Origin of the sequence: Paraburkholderia piptadeniae (assembly GCF_900007165.1) — a bacterium.
GTDB classification, from domain to species: Bacteria; Pseudomonadota; Gammaproteobacteria; order Burkholderiales; family Burkholderiaceae; genus Paraburkholderia; species Paraburkholderia piptadeniae.
Genome location: NZ_CYGY02000030.1, coordinates 231,868 through 248,201 on the forward strand (window position 1 = coordinate 231,868; position 16,334 = coordinate 248,201).

Below are 16,334 nucleotides of genomic sequence, written 5' to 3' on the forward strand. Positions count from 1 at the left end.
CATCGCTCAGATTCCCCGCCGCCGCTCTGCGAGCGCCTGCAAACCTGCGAATGCGCCGATCGCCAGCAGAAGACCCGCAATCACGCCGAGAACACCAAGCAGCAACGGATGCTCGACGGCATAGCGCCAGAGCGGCGCGTACCACGGCAATTCACCGACCAGATAGGTCGGCCCGACCCGCATGCTTTCCACCGAATCTGCACGGATCAGCGCGACGTCGCCCTGCACCTTGCCCACGCTATCGGCCTTGTCGAATGCGTCGAGCAGCGCCAGGAGATGCGCTTCGTCGGTCGCCGTCAACGCGACGACGCTGCGATGAAGGCTGCCGGGCACTTCGAATCCGATCAGCGCCGCGAGCGCACCATCGCGGTCGAGGTGCGCGCCGCCTTTCGGCAACAGCGAGCCATCCCGCCAGTGCTCGCGGACGGAGAAAGACACCGGATGGATGCCGCCCTTTGCCCCGTCGATCGCGAGCGGCAAGCTCGTGCGCCAACGCGCGAAGAGCGGCATCGAACCGCCCGTGCCGATCACGAGCAGATCCTTGTCGGGCACCGCCGGGACTTCCGACGGGCGCCTGATCTGCACGCGCAACGACGGCAGCCCCGTCCACTGCCCCATATGTCCGAGCATCGTCAACATGGATTCGAGTTCTTCGCGCGACGGATGCTCAGGAATCACGACGGCAGTCTGCGCAAGATCCGCATACCGCGTGAACGGAAAACCACTGTTCGAGAAGTACGCGAGATTGGGCATCTCCGCGTAATGGATGAAGCGGGAAAAGTCGATTGTCGAGTCGGGGTCGATCGCGGCCTGCACGGGATTGGCCGCGACGCTCTGGCACAGTCCCGTCTTCTGCGAGTCCAGACGGAAGCGCAGCTGCAGCTGGTTCGCGCTGCCGACGCGAAAAGCAGGAATCTCCAGCGCGCTCGCCGCGCCTCCGCCTGCAGCCGACAGCAGCGGCAACTGCAGATGGCCCTGGGCATCTTCAGCTTTCGCGGGTGGAAGCCGGTAGGACTTCACAAGCTGATCGTTGATTTCGATCGCGAGCGCGGAATTGTTCTGCACCGTTGGCGCGGTGTAGCGATACTTGAGTTCGAGCGGCACGCCCGCTCCGCTCCACGAGAAAATGTCGGCGGGCACGCGCAGGTTGAGCCGGATCGCGTCCGGCGTGCTGCCCGTCACCTGCAACTGCTGCGAGTTGTCGACGAGTTCGTGGAACGCCACCTTCCGGTCCACAGGCAGCCAGCGAGGCGCGTCATAAGGCTTGCGCGGCGCGCCGATATCGACCTGCGAGACGCGCACGGCCGGCCCCGACATGGCGTTCTTGCCGAGGACGAGCGCGTAGGCAGCCTCATCGACTTCGCTCGCGTCGCGCCCCGTGACGACGAGCAGCTTCTGCGCGGGAGCGCTCGGGTTGTCCGCGACGATCAGCATCGGCCCGTCGACATCCGGCAACGGGAGTGCGGCCGGCAACTGCGCGCGCGTGCCGATCACGACGGCGTGACTGTTGGCTGGCAACGCGTCGAGCGCCGGAAAGCGCGCGCCGCGGTAGTCGGCGAGCGCGCCGAACCATGACGCGACGATCGCCGCGCTGCGCAGCGTCGCGTTGTCAGGCGACGGCGGCAGCACGAACGGAAGGTCGAGCCGGCCGACGTCGCGCCGGTCGAAGAACGGCGCAGGCAGCAACGCCAGATCGTTGGGCAGACGGATCGGCGAGGTCTGCAGAATCACCTCGCTCGTGGGGCTGATCTGGGCCCATAACGCGGAACTATCCGGGTCCTCGCAATGGTCGAGCGTGTAATGCGCGACGAGGTTGAGGCCGATCTGCGTGTAGTCGGTCAGAAAACGTGGATCGAGCGGAATGTCCTGGGTCACCATCTGACCCGCGTGCTCGCGGTCGAACGGCACGGTCGCGAACGCCTCGCCGTTGAGCGTCACCTTCATGTGCGAGATCGGAAAAACGAGCGCGGGCGAGTACGTGAACCGCAGACGCAGCCATGCAGCGCTCACGGCATGATCGAGCCGCACGCCGAGATTCACGGTGCGCGTGTCGTCGAGACCATGCAGATCGAGCGGCTGCCAGGCACCCAATGCAGCGAAAGAAACATGCTGCGCAGAGGCGTCCGATGAGGGCGCGATGCGAGCATCGGCGCCTCCCGGCACGCTGGCGGCAACATGCGCCGCCGGCGTACGCACAGCAGACTCAGCGCTGGTTTGTGCATGCGCGGGGAGACCGGCAAACACGAGAGACGCACCCGCAAGCGATGCGGCGAGACAAGCCGACACGAATGTTTTCATGAGCGCGTCGACTCGCTGGAAAGCATGCGCGTGGCGCGCGGCACTATCAGATGGTCATTTCGTGGACCCGTCAACGAGTCGGAGAGGGCTGGTTGCAATTCCAGCGAGATCAATGGCGGCAGCACTATGTAATAACTTCCGGCAATCAATTTATTGTCCCATCATGCGTCGATCGACTGGTTCGACGTCACTCGCAAAAACGTGCAAACGCAACGGTCCGATGCGAGGGCTTTTCGCACTGCGCCACTCGTATCGGGTGTTCGTCGCAACCGTGCCCCACGAAAGCGCTTTCCGTCAGGAACTGATCGCCGCTATGGTGGTGATTCCATCGGCTGCGATAGTGCCGCTGCCCACTGTCGAGCGTGCGATGCCTGTCGCAACCACGCTGCTGGTCCTGCTTGTCGAACTTGCCAATTCGGGCATCGAGGCGACGATCGATCGCATCTCGCCTGACGGGCATGACCTGTCCGGCCGAGCAAAAGACTGCGGCAGCACGGCCGTCACTGTCGCCGTGCCGATCTGCGCAATCGCGTGGATCACGCTGTGCGGCCCATTGGCCTCGGGTTGAATAAGGTCGCTGTTCTGAGCGCGCGGCCGGCACGAAGTCCGGCGTGAACCCGGTCACCAGAAGGTCGCAAGGTAGTGCGCCCGTCGAACCGACCGTATCGCAGGAAGAAGGTGGTCCGCCCTCCGCACGTGCAACGCGATATGCTGCCTGCCGCGCGCAGGCGCCAGCACGCGTTGCCCAATGTTCTGCAACCCCAACCCCGTAGACAGCTGAAACAGCCGCGTCGTCGTTATTTCTGCAACTCGTCAACTGCGAACAAACGCCAACCAACCCATTTCCTGATGCGAGCCCGGCGCTCATTATCTCAAAACTCCAGTGGACATTTCGGGCAAGCACAGCGCTGAGCACGCGAATTGGAGCGGCAAAATGCCGAGAAAGGCACCCTTGCGCAGAGCAAGGTCCTCAGATGGTTAATCGCCCGTATTGGAACCCGGTCCTGCTCGCATTGCCGAGCGACCGCGATGTCCCGATTTGCCCGTACTACTGTTAACGGACAGTTGGCCGCCAGCTTGAGCTATCGGAACACGCTACAAACGTTTGCCCCATAAATTCCGCACAAATCATTCGAAATACGGCTGAATTGAGCACGATGCAGTGACCTCGACTGCATCGGCCGGCAGGCTTGCACTGCATTCATCGATTTGAAAAACGCCGCGCCGCGTCTCTTTCAATTTATTAAGGGACGGCAAATGGACCGGCCATTGTTAAATCGCGCAATGCGATCGGCCTATAGACTTATATGAAAATCCGGGCACGATGTTTCTATTGGAATGACATCGGCCAGCTATGCGCTAGCGAGGCCGTGCCATTTCGATTGACCGCAACGCAGCCGATTGCGCGACTAAAGGCACGCGCTGCGGACTGGAAACGCCTTACTGTTCCGTCTGCTCCTGCGCCTTCACCGCAACCGACACATCGAGTGTCTCCTCCAGCCCGCCGATACGCCGTCCGCGCACGGGCGACGCCGCTTCGTAGTCGCGCGCCGCCGCGAGCCGGCAATACATCTCGCTTGCGAACGCCGCGTGCGTGACGTCGACGGAAACCCAGCCCAGGCCCGCGAGCCACACATCGACCCACGCGTGACTCGCTGCGTGCTCGACCTCGCCGGGTTCGATATAGCCGCTCACGTAGCGCGCCGGCAGGCCGCGCGCGCGGCAGCACGCGAGCATCAGATGCGCGTGATCCTGGCAAACGCCCTTGCCGAGCGCGAGCGCCTGTGACGCCGTGCTCGCCACGCCCGTGACGCCCGGCTCGAACGTCACGCGGTCGACGATTTTCTCCGCGAGCGCGATCAGCGCCGCCGGCCTGTCGAGGGGCGGCGCCGACGCGGCCAGATCGCGAATAGCGGGATCGCACTCGGTCAGACGCGTCGCGCACGTGAAATGCTCGAGCGGAATCGCGCCCGCGGCGTCGCCGAGCCGCCCGTCGATCAGCGGAAAAGTGTCGATTTCGCCCGATACGTGCACGCGAATCTCGTCGTGCGGCTTGTTGAGCACGAGCGTGTGCAGCACGTTGCCGTAGGCGTCGAAGGTCGAATCGAGCTTGCCGGGCGCTTCGAGCGTCCAGCGCCGCACGACTTGCGAAGCACCGCTCGACGGCGTGAGGCGCAGCTGCTGGATCGAATAGTGGACCGTCGATTCGTAGCGGTAGGACGTGTCGTGGCGGATCGAGAGAAACATTGAGGGGACTCCGTCATGCAACAGGCAGCATCAGATAGGTCCGCGCGACCATGTTGCCGAGTTCGAACACGCGGGCAAGGAACTGCGTGAGCCACGCGTGCAGGCCGGCTTCGAAAATCTGCCGGATATCCGCGTAAAGCAGCTCGGCGCGCAGCTTGCCGGCGAAGCGCTCGCACTGGTTCGAGCCTTGCGTGCGCAGCATCGCGAGGTTCTCGCAGACGCCGTCGAGCGACGCCAGCAGCGAGCGCGGCATCTGCGAGTTGAGGATCATCAGCTCGACCACGCGTGCGGGCGTCACGACATCGCGATACACCTTGCGGTAGATCTCCAGCGCCGACACCGAACTCAGGATCGACGTCCAGTAATAGAAGTCTTCGAGTTGACGGGCGGCCTCGCGCGAATTCGGCACGGCGTCGGCGAAACGCACGTCGAGAATGCGCGCCGTGTTGTCCGCGCGTTCGAGGAACGTGCCAAGCTGCGTGAAAAAGAACGCGTCGTCCTGCAACGCCGTGCCGATCGTCACGCCACGCGACAGATGCGAGCGGAACTTCACCCATTCGAACAGCGCGGCGGGATTGCTCGCCACCTGGCCGTGGCGCGTGCGCTCGTTGAATTCGAGCCACGTGTCGTTGATCGTTTCCCACCACTCTGTCGTCAGTGTGCCGCGCACCGCGCGCGCGTTCTCGCGCGCCGCCTGCAGGCACGCATGAATGCTCGACGGATTCGCCGGATCGGCGACCATAAAGTCGAGCACGTTTTCGCGCGTCGGCTCCGCATGGCGCTGCGCGAACGCGTCTTCGAGCTCGGAGATGCGCAGCACCGAACGCTGCGCGCGCTCTTCCTGCTCCGGCGTCTGCGGCAGCAGTTGCGCTTTCAGGTTGATGTCGAGCATGCGCGCGGTGTTCTCGGCGCGCTCCATGTAACGGGCCATCCAGAACAGATGATCGGCGGTGCGGCTCAGCATGTCGGCTTTCCGAGTTGATGGCGCGCGCTTGCGTCAGCATGTGACGGCGAGCGCGCCGGGTTGCCCGTTTTTCGCGCGGCGTCCGTCGCGATCGGCGGACGCCCGGCTCTTCAAAGCATCGGTCGAATGCAGTTCAGTCGACCATCCAGGTGTCTTTCGTGCCGCCCCCCTGCGATGAGTTGACGACGAGCGAGCCCTCCTGCAACGCGACGCGCGTGAGTCCGCCCGCGCACATCGTCACGGTCTTGCCCGACAGCACGAACGGGCGCAGATCGATATGACGCGGCGCTATCCCCGCTTCGACGAAGGTCGGACACGCGGACAGCGCGAGCGTCGGCTGCGCGATGTAGCCCGCCGGCTTTCCGATCAGCCGCTGGCGGAACGCCTCGATTTCCGCCGACGTCGACGCCGGCCCGACCAGCATCCCGTAGCCGCCCGCGCCGTGCACTTCCTTGACGACGAGCTCGGGCAGATGCGCGAGCGTATACGCGAGATCGTCCGGCTTGCGGCACTGGTAGGTCGGCACGTTGTTCAGGATCGGCTTCTCCCCCAGATAGAACTCGATCATCTCGGGCACGTACGGGTAGATCGACTTGTCGTCGGCGATGCCCGTGCCCATCGCGTTCGCGAGCGCCACGCGGCCCGCGCGATACGACGTCAACAGACCCGGCACGCCCAGCGCCGAGTCCGGACGGAACGCGAGCGGATCGAGAAAGTCGTCGTCGACGCGCCGGTAGATCACGTCGACGCGCCGCGGCCCTTGCGTCGTGCGCATGAACACGTAGTTGTCGTCGACGAACAGATCCTTGCCTTCCACGAGTTCCACGCCCATCTGTTGCGCGAGGAACGTGTGCTCGAAGTAAGCGGAGTTGTACATGCCGGGCGTCAGCACGACGACGACGGGATCGTCGACGCCCGCGGGCGCCACCGAGCGCAGCGTATCGAGCAGCAGGTCGGGATAGTGCGCGACGGGCGCGATGCGGTTCTGCACGAAGAGTTCGGGGAAGAGCCGCATCATCATCTTGCGGTTCTCCAGCATGTACGAGACACCCGACGGCACACGCAGATTGTCTTCGAGCACGTAGAAGTCGCCGTTCTCGCCGGCGCGCACGACATCGACGCCCGCGATGTGCGCATAGGCGCCGAGCGGCACGTCGACGCCCTGCATCTCCGGCCGGTACTGCGCGTTCGTGTAGACCTGATCGGCGGGCACGACGCCCGCGCGCACGATGTTGCGCTCGTGATAGACGTCGTGGATGAAGAGATTGAGCGCCTGCACGCGCTGCCTCAGTCCCGCTTCGAGCGTCTGCCACTCGCCGCGCGGGATGATGCGCGGAATCAGATCGAACGGGATGAGGCGCTCCGTGCCGGACAGATCGCCGTTGACCGCGAACGTGATGCCGACCCGGCGAAACAGAAGATCGGCCTCAGCCCGCTTTCTTGCGATCGCTTCGTTGCCCTGCTGCACGAGCCAGCGCTCGAACCGCTGATAATGCGGCCGCACGGCGTCATCGTGATGACGCATCTCGTCATAGCATCGCATGTCACGCCCCACTCTTTTTGTCGGATCGAAGGCGAATGCGCTGCGCATTCGGTTGTCGATCACGTTCAAGCAAGCGTTATGCCATTTGCTTTACACGCGCGGCGCGCAGCGGATGCACTCGAAGCGCGCACGCGGATGGGCAGACGACTCGGTGCCATCGTAGCGCGGCGGTACGCGATGCGCCACTAAAGTGCGTGGCGTCGCGCGTGCGGCTCGCTTCGATGCAGACGCGAACCGTCTTTGGGAATATGACGCGATGCAGGGGCAAACACGTGCAGACAAAAAAATCCCCGCACGCTTGCGCGTTGCGGGGATTCGGATGAACGCGGCAGCGGGTTGCGCCGCTGCCGTCGACATCGATTACGCTGCTGCTGCGTCCTTCAGCTTCTTCAGCGCACGTGCCTTGATGCGCACGCTTGCCGGCTTGGCCGGGAACCAGCGCTCTTCACCCGTGAACGGGTCCTTGCCGAAGCGCTTCTTCTTCGCCGGAACAGCCTGGACGACGATCTTCAGAAGACCCGACAGCGTGAATTCACCAGCGCCCTTCTTGTGAACCGAACCGAGGATCGTGTCTTCGAGAGCAGCCAGAACTGCCTTCGCCGACTTCGGCTCGACGCCCGCGCGCTCCGCAACGTGTGCAGCCAGCGAGGCCTTCGTGAAGGTGTCCTTGATCGGCGACGGAGCGCCAGACGCCTTCACGGCGACCTTCTTAGCCGTGACTTTCTTTGCGGGAGCAGCAGCTTTCTTTGCAGCAACCTTCTTGGTCGGTACCGTAGCAGCCTTCTTGGCTACCTTTTTTGCGGAAGTCGCCATGTTTCTCCTACCTCTAGGGTTCAGTAAAAGCGAGAAGCGCACGCGATATGCACACGCTTCAAGGCCGGATTCTACAAGCGCTTTTGGTTTCTGAGCGAATCTTTTGTGTGTAACGGTTACGGTTTGTTGCGCGGCGCAGACTATCTCGCTCATTTCACGCCTGTTTTTAAGGGGTAAACGTGAACGGCAAGCGATTTCGGCACACCTGTCCAGCGCGAATCGTCGAGACTCAAGTCCTTGATTCGACACGCGGCATCAGCTTCGCGAGCTTCGTGAGCGCCGCGTCGATATGCTCCGCCTCGATGCCGCCATAGCCGAACACCAGCCCCGGCCGCTGTTTCGCGCGGACGAAGAAAGGCGCGAGACCGTGCAGCGCGATCGACTCGTCGCGCGCCGCTTCGATCACGGCGGCTTCCGTGAGCGGCGCCTTGAGCAGCGCGGCCAGGTGAATACCCGCCGTCGGCACGATCGGTTCGAACCATCGCGCGAGGCCGCCTTGAAGATGCGCGAGCAGGCACGCGCGGCGCGCGGCGTACAGCTTGTGCATGCGCTTGACGTGCTTGGCGAAGTCGCCGTTCAGCATGAAGCTGCCGAGCGCCGTCTGGGTCAGCGAGCAGCCGTGCCAGTCGCCGATCTGCCTCGCCTTCTTCAGCGTGTCGAACAGCGACGCGGGCGGCACCGTGTAACCGACGCGCAGCTCGGGAAAGATGGTCTTCGAAAACGTTCCCACGTAGGCGACGAGGCCCGCGCGATCGAGGCTTTTCAAAGGCTCCATCGGGCGTCCTTCGAAGCGGTATTCGCAGTCGTAGTCGTCTTCGATGATGACGGCATCGCGTTGCTGCGCCCATTCGAGCAGCTCGACGCGCCGTGCGAGACTCATCGGCATGCCGAGCGGAAACTGATGCGACGGTGTGACATAGACGAGGCGCGCGTTCTTCGGCAGCTTGCCGACGACCAGGCCGTCGGCATCGACGGGCACGGGCACGACCTTCGCGCCGACAGCCGTCAGACACGCGCGCGCGGGCGGATAGCCGGGATCTTCGACAACGGCGACGTCGCCGGGGCGCAGCGTGACGCGCGCGATCAGATCGAGCGCGTGCTGCGCGCCCTGCGTCACGATGACGTCTTCCCAGTTGCTCGCGACCGCGCGGCTGAACGCGAGATAGCGCGAAATCGCAAGCCGCAGCTCCTGTTCGCCTGCGGCATCGCGATACGTGCCGCGTCCACGCGATTGCACGCGCAGCGCGTGATTCACGCAGCGGCGCCAGACGTCGAACGGGAAATGGGACTTGTCGGTGATGCCGCCGACAAAGTCGAATGACGTGCCGAGCGTCGGCTGCGGACCGAGCACTTCGGGCACGGCGGACCACACCGGCTGCGCGCGGGCGCTGGACTGCACAGCCGATCTTGCGCCATGCAAGCCGTGCGCTCCCAGCGTGCCGAACGCGTCATGCGCGGCGCGCGCGTGCGACGAGCGTTCGGCGGGGAGGCGCTGCAATCCTTCGGCGACGAACGTGCCCGAGCCCGCGCGCGCATTCAGGAAGCCTTCGGCGAGCAGGCGCTCGAACACATCGAGCGTCGTCTTGCGGGACACGCCGAGTTGCGTCGCGAGATCGCGCGTCGACGGCAGTTGCGTGCCGCCCGCAAGGCGGCCTTCGATAATCCCTGCCCGCAGTTGCCGATAGATCTGCCCGGCGAGATCGTGGCGGCCCTCGACGGCGATGTGAATGTCCATGTGGTCCCGTTGCTTCGCTTGCTGTGTTTTTGCAAGCTTACCGTGGGAATCGGCGGCCGGGTCCGCGACGGGTATCGCCTGATTCGTCGGCGAGCGCAGCGCGTAAAAACGAAGCGCAAAAACAAAAGGCGCGCCCAACGGCGCGCCTTCCGGGATCCACTGAAACTGAACGGCCCCGCAGGGCCGCGGCGTCATTGCGCCGACGCAGCCATCGCCCCGGCCTTGCGCGAATCCTCACGCGCTTCCTCGGCGCAGCGATGATGCGCGCGCGACAGCTTGCCCATCAGCGGCAACAGCAGGATCGCGACCACGGCGCCGAAGGCCGCGAGCCAGCCGAGTTCGGTAAAGAGCTTCGTATACAGCGGCAGCGAAGTCATCGGATCGAGATCGCCGGCCGGCATCTTCGCCAGATTCGCGACGACGCTGCCCAGATACTGCGAGACACCCGTGGCCACGAAATAAGCGCCCATCATGAAGCCGCTCATGCGGGCGGGCACGTAGCGCGCGATCATCGCGAGGCCGAGGCCGCTCACCAGCAACTCGCCCAGCGAGTACAGCCCGTAGCCGCCGACCATCCACCACGACGACACGCGGCCGTTCACCGCGAAGCTGCCACTCCATGCATAGACGAAAAAGCCTGCCGCGACCACTGCGAAACCGAACGCGTACTTCGCCGCGACAGGCACGTCCTTGCCGTTTTTCGCGAGCTTCGTATACAGCGTCGCGAGAATCGGGCTCAGCAGCATGATCCATATCGGGTTCAGCGCCTGGAACTGCGCGGCGCTCCACGTGAACAGATGCGAGCCGAACAGCGAGAACGTCGGATCGACGTTGCGCAGCGCGAAGAGCGTCAGCGACGTCGACATCTGCTGATAGAACACGAAGAACAGGATGACCTGCAATACGAGAATCAGCGCGGCGAGCAGGCCCGAACGTTCCGAGCGCTCGCACTTGAGCAGCATGTATGCAAAGATCGCCAGAATCGCGACGCCCGCCGTATAGACGCATGCGACGGCAATCGCCTTGTGCTGCAACACGAACATCGTCGCCGTGCCGAGCGCGATGCCGCCGAGCGCGACGGCCAGCACGCGCATCCAGCGCACGGGTTCGGCATCCGGTGCGGAACCGACATGCGACAGCGTGCGGAACATCAGGAAGTAGTTGATCACGCCGATCAGCATGCCGCCGCAGCAGACCGCGAACGCCGTGTGCCAGCCCCAGTGATCCTTGATCCACGGCGTCGCGAGCATCGATACCGTCGAGCCGATATTCACCGCCATGTAGTAGATCGTGAACGCGCTGTCGATGCGCGCGTCGTCGCCTTCGTAGATGCGGCGCACGAGATTCGCCGCGTTCGACTTGAACAGGCCGTTGCCGACCACGATCACGCCGAGCGACGCATACATGTAGTCAAGGCTGTCGTTCGGCAGCGCGAGCATCAGATAGCCGGCCGCGAGCACGAGCGCGCCGAAGATCATCGAGCGGCGCGCGCCGAGAACCTTGTCGCCGATCCAGCCGCCGATCGACGGCGATGCATACACGAGCGCCGCGAACGCGCCCCATGTGAGATTCGCGTGGCTGTCGTCGAAACCGAACTTGTCGATCATGAACAGCACGACCAGTGCCGCCATGCCGTAGTAGCCGAAGCGCTCCCACATCTCGATGAGAAAGACGGTCGAAAACGACCGGGTCTGGGATACGGGTGAGTTCATGTGTTCCTCGAATTCATGCAAAAGCAGCCGCGCGCGCACGCGTCGATTCGACGCCATGCCACGTGGCGAAGCTGGAAAAACCGGAGATCGTCGATGACTTGCCGTGGCCGATGCGCGCCATGCGGCATTCGACGACGGTTCAGTGCGATACGAGCGACGGACGATGCGGTCCGCGTCGAAAACGGAACAACCAGGACTTCAGCGGGAGGCCGTCAACGCGAAAAGCCGCGTGACGATGGCTCAATGATAAAGCATCGCGTATCCGGACCGGAGTTGCGGCCCGTTCGGGACACTCGTGCACGGCAGGCGGGATGACGGAAGAAGGACGGCAGGAAAGACTGTGGATTGGATCGACATGCGTGTTCACCTTCGGTTATCGGTGGCAGCCCGGTCAGGACGTACCGATCAAGAGACCGCCGCAGGATCGCTGCAAACGGGAGTGCAGGCGGATCGGCCCTGCAAGGCCGATCCGCGCGAGGTAGCGATTTTGCGCATCAAGAAGCGTCTTGTCGCTTCGGGAATTCACTGAGGCCCGCACTCAAGCTTCCATCGACATTCAGGCGCCGTCCTTATCTGGATCGAGTCGTCTAATGCGAATCCGATAAGCGCTTCTTGCGATCTGGCAACATAGAGTGCTTTCTCGAAATTAACTGACGCACATGAGCGGCGTCGATGCGTGGTCAACGTCTTCAATGCGGGACACGCGAGCGGCACGTCATCTAACAAGATTTGCTTATATCAAACTAATTTTGACGGACTAATTTGGTTTTGTTATGGTCACGACACTTGAGAAGGACACGGCACTTGCACTGGGGAACAAGATCCGCGCGCTGCGGCAAAGGCTGAAGCGCACACTCGATGAAACGGCGACGGCAGCAGGCATTTCGAAGCCGTTTTTGTCACAGGTCGAGCGCGGTCTCGCATCGCCGTCCATCACGTCGCTGGCAGGAATTGCGCATGCGTTGGGTGTCAAGGTGCAGTACTTCGTCGATACGCCGAGCGAAGAGCGTTCGGTGTGTCGCGCAAACGAACTGAAGTTTTTTGGTTTCGCAGACTCGGCGAATCTGTTTGCCCGGATGACCAATCTGTCGGGGGGCCGTCAGTTGGAAGCCATCCTTGTGAGGATGCCACCCGGGCAAAAGCGTTCCGAAGTCACGACGCATGCCGGTGAAGAGTTTATCTACGTCATCGAAGGGCAAGTGTCGTTGACGCTGGAAGGCAAGACCTTCGTGCTGCGCGCGGGAGACAGCGCGCATTACGAATCGACGCTGCCGCATAGCTGGGCGAATACGGCCCGGAAAGAGTCGGTGGTCGTCTGGGTAGGTACGCCGAGGCTGTTTTAGAAGGCAGGCATTCAATCCTGGTTGGAAGCGCTTCCGCAGGTCGGGGAGCGCGATGAATCGGCGGTGGAGGATGCCTGTAATAATAATTGTAAGGAATCCTCTATGCCGTACACCGAGCAAGGACCACCCCGGTCCACATCACGCGGATAACCGTTAGCGGCATCCGTGCCGCTTGCGTTCCTCTCCCGACTCTTCCTGCGACTTCAACCATGAAAACAACGTTCGTCTACACGACGGCGCTGACCGCGCTCGTCCTTACACTTCAGCAAAACGCATCGGCCGTCGTGATTCCGTCCGGCGCGACGCTCGCCGCCAGCCAGGAGCTGACACGCCAGGTCCCGGCCGAAACCGAATCGCTCGATCCCGCGCACATCGAATCGTGGACGGGCAACACGATCGGCCTCGACCTGTTCGAAGGCCTCACGCGCATCGACGCGGCGGGCGCGATCGTCCCCGGCGTCGCGCAGTCGTGGGCGCGCACCGCGCCCGATACGTGGGTCTTCAAGCTGCGTCACGATGCGAAGTGGAGCAATGGCCAGCCCGTCACGGCAGCGGACTTCGTATATTCGTGGCAGCGCGTCGTCGACCCGAAGACGGGCTCGAAGTACACGGTGCTCGTCGAGTTCGTGAAGAACGCGAAGCAGATCATCGCGGGCAAGGCGCCCGTGACGAGCCTCGGCGTGCGCGCCGTCGATCCGTACACGCTCGAAGTGAAGACGGAAGTGCCCGCTGCGTTCTTCCCGCAACTGGCGGCGATGGCGACCATGGCGCCCGTCGACAAGGCCGTCGTCACGAAGTTCGGCAACGACTGGACGCGTCCCGCGAACTTCGTCGGCAACGGCGCGTTCGCGCTTTCGGACTGGCAGCCGAACAACCGTCTCGTCATCGCGAAGAACGGCAACTACTGGAACGCGCCGAAGGTCGCGATCACGAAGGTCACGTATCTGCCCATCGAAAGCGATGAGACGGCGATGCGCATGTATCAGGCCGGGCAGTTCGACTACACGTACACGATTCCGTCGGGCATCTACAACCAGGTCGGCAAGCAGTTCGGCGCGCAGCTGAAGGCAGGCCTGCAGATCGCCACGTACTACTACAGCCTCAACAACGATGACCCCGTGTTCAAGGACAAGCGCGTGCGCGAGGCGCTGTCGATGGTGGTGGACCGCGACCTGCTGACGTCGAAGCTCACGGCGGGCGGTGAATTGCCGATGTACGGCCTGATCTCGAAGGGCACGGAAGGCGCAGCCGTCTACAAACCGGAATGGGCGTCGTGGCCGATGGCGAAGCGCGTCGACTACGCGCGCAACCTGCTGAAGGAAGCGGGCTATTCGGATGCGAAGCCGCTCACTTTCACGTTCACGTACAACACGAACGATCTGCACAAGAAAGTCGCGCTCTTCGTCACGTCCGAATGGCGCACGAAGCTCGGCGTGAACGCGAAGCTGGAGAACGTCGAATACAAGGTGCTGCTCAAGCAGCGTCACGACGGCAAGGTGCAGGCGTCGCGTGACGGCTGGTTCGTCGACTACAACGACGCGATGTCGTACTTCGACCTGATCCGCTGCGGCAGCGTGCAGAACGACCAGCACTACTGCAACCCGAAGGTCGACGCACTGATCGACCAGGCGAACCAGCAGACCGACGACAAGCAGCGCACCGCGCTGCTCACGCAGGCGCATGAGTTCGCGATGAACGACTATCCGATGATTCCGCTGTTCCAGTACTCGGCGGCGCGTCTCGTGAAGCCGTACGTCGGCGGCTATACGGCGACGAACTACGTCGACCAGCGTGCTTCGCAAGACATGTTCGTGCTCAAGCACTAAACGGCAGGAACCGCACCCATGCTTGCATACACGTTGCGCCGCACGCTGTGGGCGATCCCGACGATCCTCGCCGTGATCACCGCGTGCTATCTGCTGCTGCACCTCACGCCGGGCGGCCCGTTCGATACCGAGAAGCAGTTGTCGGCGGCCACGATCACGAACCTGAACGCGCGCTATCACCTCGACGAGCCGCTGTGGCAGCAATATCTGCACTATCTGTGTGGACTGCTGCACGGCGACCTGGGCCTGTCGTTCCGCTACACCGACTGGTCCGTCACCGATCTCGTGCTGAAGGCGCTGCCCGTGAGTCTCGGCGTCGGCGGCATCTCGGTGCCGATCGCGGTCGTGATCGGCGTCGCGCTCGGCACGATTGCGGCCGTGCGCCGCGACAGCGTGACCGATCTCGCGGTGATGGTGCTCGGCAATATCGGCAACGTCGTGCCGCCGTTCGTGCTCGGCCCGCTGCTCGTATGGGTGTTCGCGATTCTGCTGAAGACTGCGGACGGCCACGGCTGGCTGCCTGCGGGCGGCTGGGGCGAAGGCGAGTGGCGTTATCGCGTGCTGCCCATCGTGCTGCTGACGTTCATCAACGTCGCGCTGATCGCGCGCGTGATGCGCGGCAGCATGATCGAAGTGCTGTCGGGCAACTTCATTCGCACCGCGCGTGCGAAGGGCCTGCCCGCGCGCACGATCGTCCTGCGCCACGCGATGAAGCCCGCGCTGATGCCCGTCGTCTCGCTGCTCGGCTCGGTGTGCATCTCATCGATCACGGCGGCCGTCGTTACGGAATCGGTGTTCGCGCTGCCGGGGCTCGGGCAGCTCGTCGTCAACGGCGCAATCAACCGCGACTACACGCTCGTGCTCGGCCTCGTCGTGCTGACCACGGCCGTCGCCGTCCTCTTCAACCTGCTCGTCGACCTCGCGTATGCATGGCTCGATCCGCGTATCCGCTACTGATACCGATGAGAATGCCACCTGTCACCTTGACCGTCGCCGACGCGCCGCCTTCGCGCAGCCCGCTCGCGACTGCCGCGCGTCGTTTCGCGCGCAACCGCGCGGCCTTCATCGCGCTGCTGTTGCTGGTCCTCATCGTGCTCGCGTGCTTCGCCGGGCCGCTGCTGTCGCCGAACAATGCGATCGACAGCGACTGGTCCGCGATCAGCCTCGCGCCGACCTTCGACAACATGCACTGGTTCGGCACCGACGAACTCGGCCGCGATCTGCTCGTGCGCACGCTCGTGGGCGGGCGCGTGTCGCTCGAAGTCGGCTTGCTCGGCACGCTCGTGTCGGGACTGATCGGCGTCGCGTGGGGCGCGACGGCCGGCTATCTCGGCGGGCGCGTCGATGCCGTGATGATGCGCGTCGTCGACATGATGTATGCGATCCCGTACATGCTGATCGCGATCCTGATGATGACGCTCTTCGGCCGCGCGTTCTATCTGGTCGTGCTGACGATCAGCGCGTTTTCGTGGCTCGACATGGCGCGCGTCGTGCGCGGTCAAACGTTGTCGTTGCGCTCGCGAGAGTTCATCGACGCGGCGAAGGCGATCGGCGTCAACTCGCGTTCGATCATCGCGCGTCATATCGTGCCGAATCTGATCGGCGTGGTGGTCGTCTATGCGACCGTCACGGTGCCGACCATCGTGCTGACGGAATCCGTGCTGTCGTTTCTCGGACTCGGCGTGCAGGAACCGATGACGAGCTGGGGCGTGCTGATCCAGGACGGCGCGCAGAAGCTCGAATCGACGCCGTGGCTGCTGCTGTGTCCCGCGCTCATGCTGTGCGCGACGCTCTATTGCGTGAGCTTCGTCGGCGACGGCCTGCGCGATGCACTCGATCCGAAGGACCGCTGA

General features: G+C 63.6%; 12 protein-coding genes and 1 pseudogene. 6 read left to right on the forward strand and 7 right to left on the reverse strand.

All coding sequences use genetic code 11. The annotated features are described in order from the left end of the window. Positions 1-6: 6 nt before the first annotated feature. Positions 7-2,352 (reverse strand): annotated as a pseudogene (gene bcsB / locus BN2476_RS15725) (cellulose biosynthesis cyclic di-GMP-binding regulatory protein BcsB); the annotation flags it as partial. Between the two features lie 166 nt (positions 2,353-2,518). On the opposite strand from bcsB, the gene BN2476_RS15730 reads away from it, so the two are divergent. After that, positions 2,519-2,866, forward strand: a complete 348-nt coding sequence (locus BN2476_RS15730; protein ID WP_235850856.1) for a diacylglycerol kinase — start codon at positions 2,519-2,521, stop codon at positions 2,864-2,866. An 872-nt stretch (positions 2,867-3,738) separates the two neighbouring features. Here BN2476_RS15730 and BN2476_RS15735 read toward each other — a convergent pair. From BN2476_RS15735 to BN2476_RS15760, 6 genes are all read right to left on the reverse strand, one after another. After that, a complete protein-coding gene (locus BN2476_RS15735) occupies positions 3,739-4,545 on the reverse strand; it encodes a transglutaminase family protein (protein ID WP_087735076.1) in 807 nt (268 codons plus the stop codon). A gap of 13 nt (positions 4,546-4,558) precedes the next feature. Further along, positions 4,559-5,509: an alpha-E domain-containing protein gene (locus BN2476_RS15740; protein WP_087735077.1), complete on the reverse strand. Its 951-nt coding sequence runs from the start codon at positions 5,507-5,509 to the stop codon at positions 4,559-4,561. Positions 5,510-5,642: 133 nt separating this feature from the next. Next, entirely contained in the window at positions 5,643-7,052 is a 1,410-nt protein-coding gene (locus tag BN2476_RS15745; protein ID WP_087735078.1) for a circularly permuted type 2 ATP-grasp protein, read from the reverse strand. Positions 7,053-7,412: 360 nt separating this feature from the next. Beyond that, positions 7,413-7,865 (reverse strand): HU family DNA-binding protein, encoded by a 453-nt coding sequence (locus tag BN2476_RS15750; protein WP_054919981.1) that lies wholly within the window; start codon positions 7,863-7,865, stop codon positions 7,413-7,415. A 229-nt stretch (positions 7,866-8,094) separates the two neighbouring features. Further along, positions 8,095-9,600, reverse strand: a complete 1,506-nt coding sequence (gene pdxR / locus BN2476_RS15755) for a MocR-like pyridoxine biosynthesis transcription factor PdxR (RefSeq protein ID WP_087735146.1) — start codon at positions 9,598-9,600, stop codon at positions 8,095-8,097. A 191-nt stretch (positions 9,601-9,791) separates the two neighbouring features. Beyond that, positions 9,792-11,312 (reverse strand): peptide MFS transporter, encoded by a 1,521-nt coding sequence (locus BN2476_RS15760; RefSeq protein WP_087735147.1) that lies wholly within the window; start codon positions 11,310-11,312, stop codon positions 9,792-9,794. Between the two features lie 340 nt (positions 11,313-11,652). Between BN2476_RS15760 and BN2476_RS46490 the strand changes: the two genes are divergently transcribed. From BN2476_RS46490 to BN2476_RS15780, 5 genes are all read left to right on the forward strand, one after another. After that, a complete protein-coding gene (locus tag BN2476_RS46490; RefSeq protein ID WP_160111724.1) occupies positions 11,653-11,841 on the forward strand; it encodes a hypothetical protein in 189 nt (62 codons plus the stop codon). A gap of 244 nt (positions 11,842-12,085) precedes the next feature. Then, entirely contained in the window at positions 12,086-12,655 is a 570-nt protein-coding gene (locus BN2476_RS15765; RefSeq protein WP_087735079.1) for a cupin domain-containing protein, read from the forward strand. 209 nt (positions 12,656-12,864) lie between these two features. After that, positions 12,865-14,481: a peptide ABC transporter substrate-binding protein gene (locus BN2476_RS15770; RefSeq protein ID WP_087735080.1), complete on the forward strand. Its 1,617-nt coding sequence runs from the start codon at positions 12,865-12,867 to the stop codon at positions 14,479-14,481. Positions 14,482-14,499: 18 nt separating this feature from the next. Continuing rightward, positions 14,500-15,438, forward strand: a complete 939-nt coding sequence (locus tag BN2476_RS15775; RefSeq protein WP_087735081.1) for an ABC transporter permease subunit — start codon at positions 14,500-14,502, stop codon at positions 15,436-15,438. An 11-nt stretch (positions 15,439-15,449) separates the two neighbouring features. After that, positions 15,450-16,334: an ABC transporter permease gene (locus tag BN2476_RS15780; protein ID WP_162497877.1), complete on the forward strand. Its 885-nt coding sequence runs from the start codon at positions 15,450-15,452 to the stop codon at positions 16,332-16,334.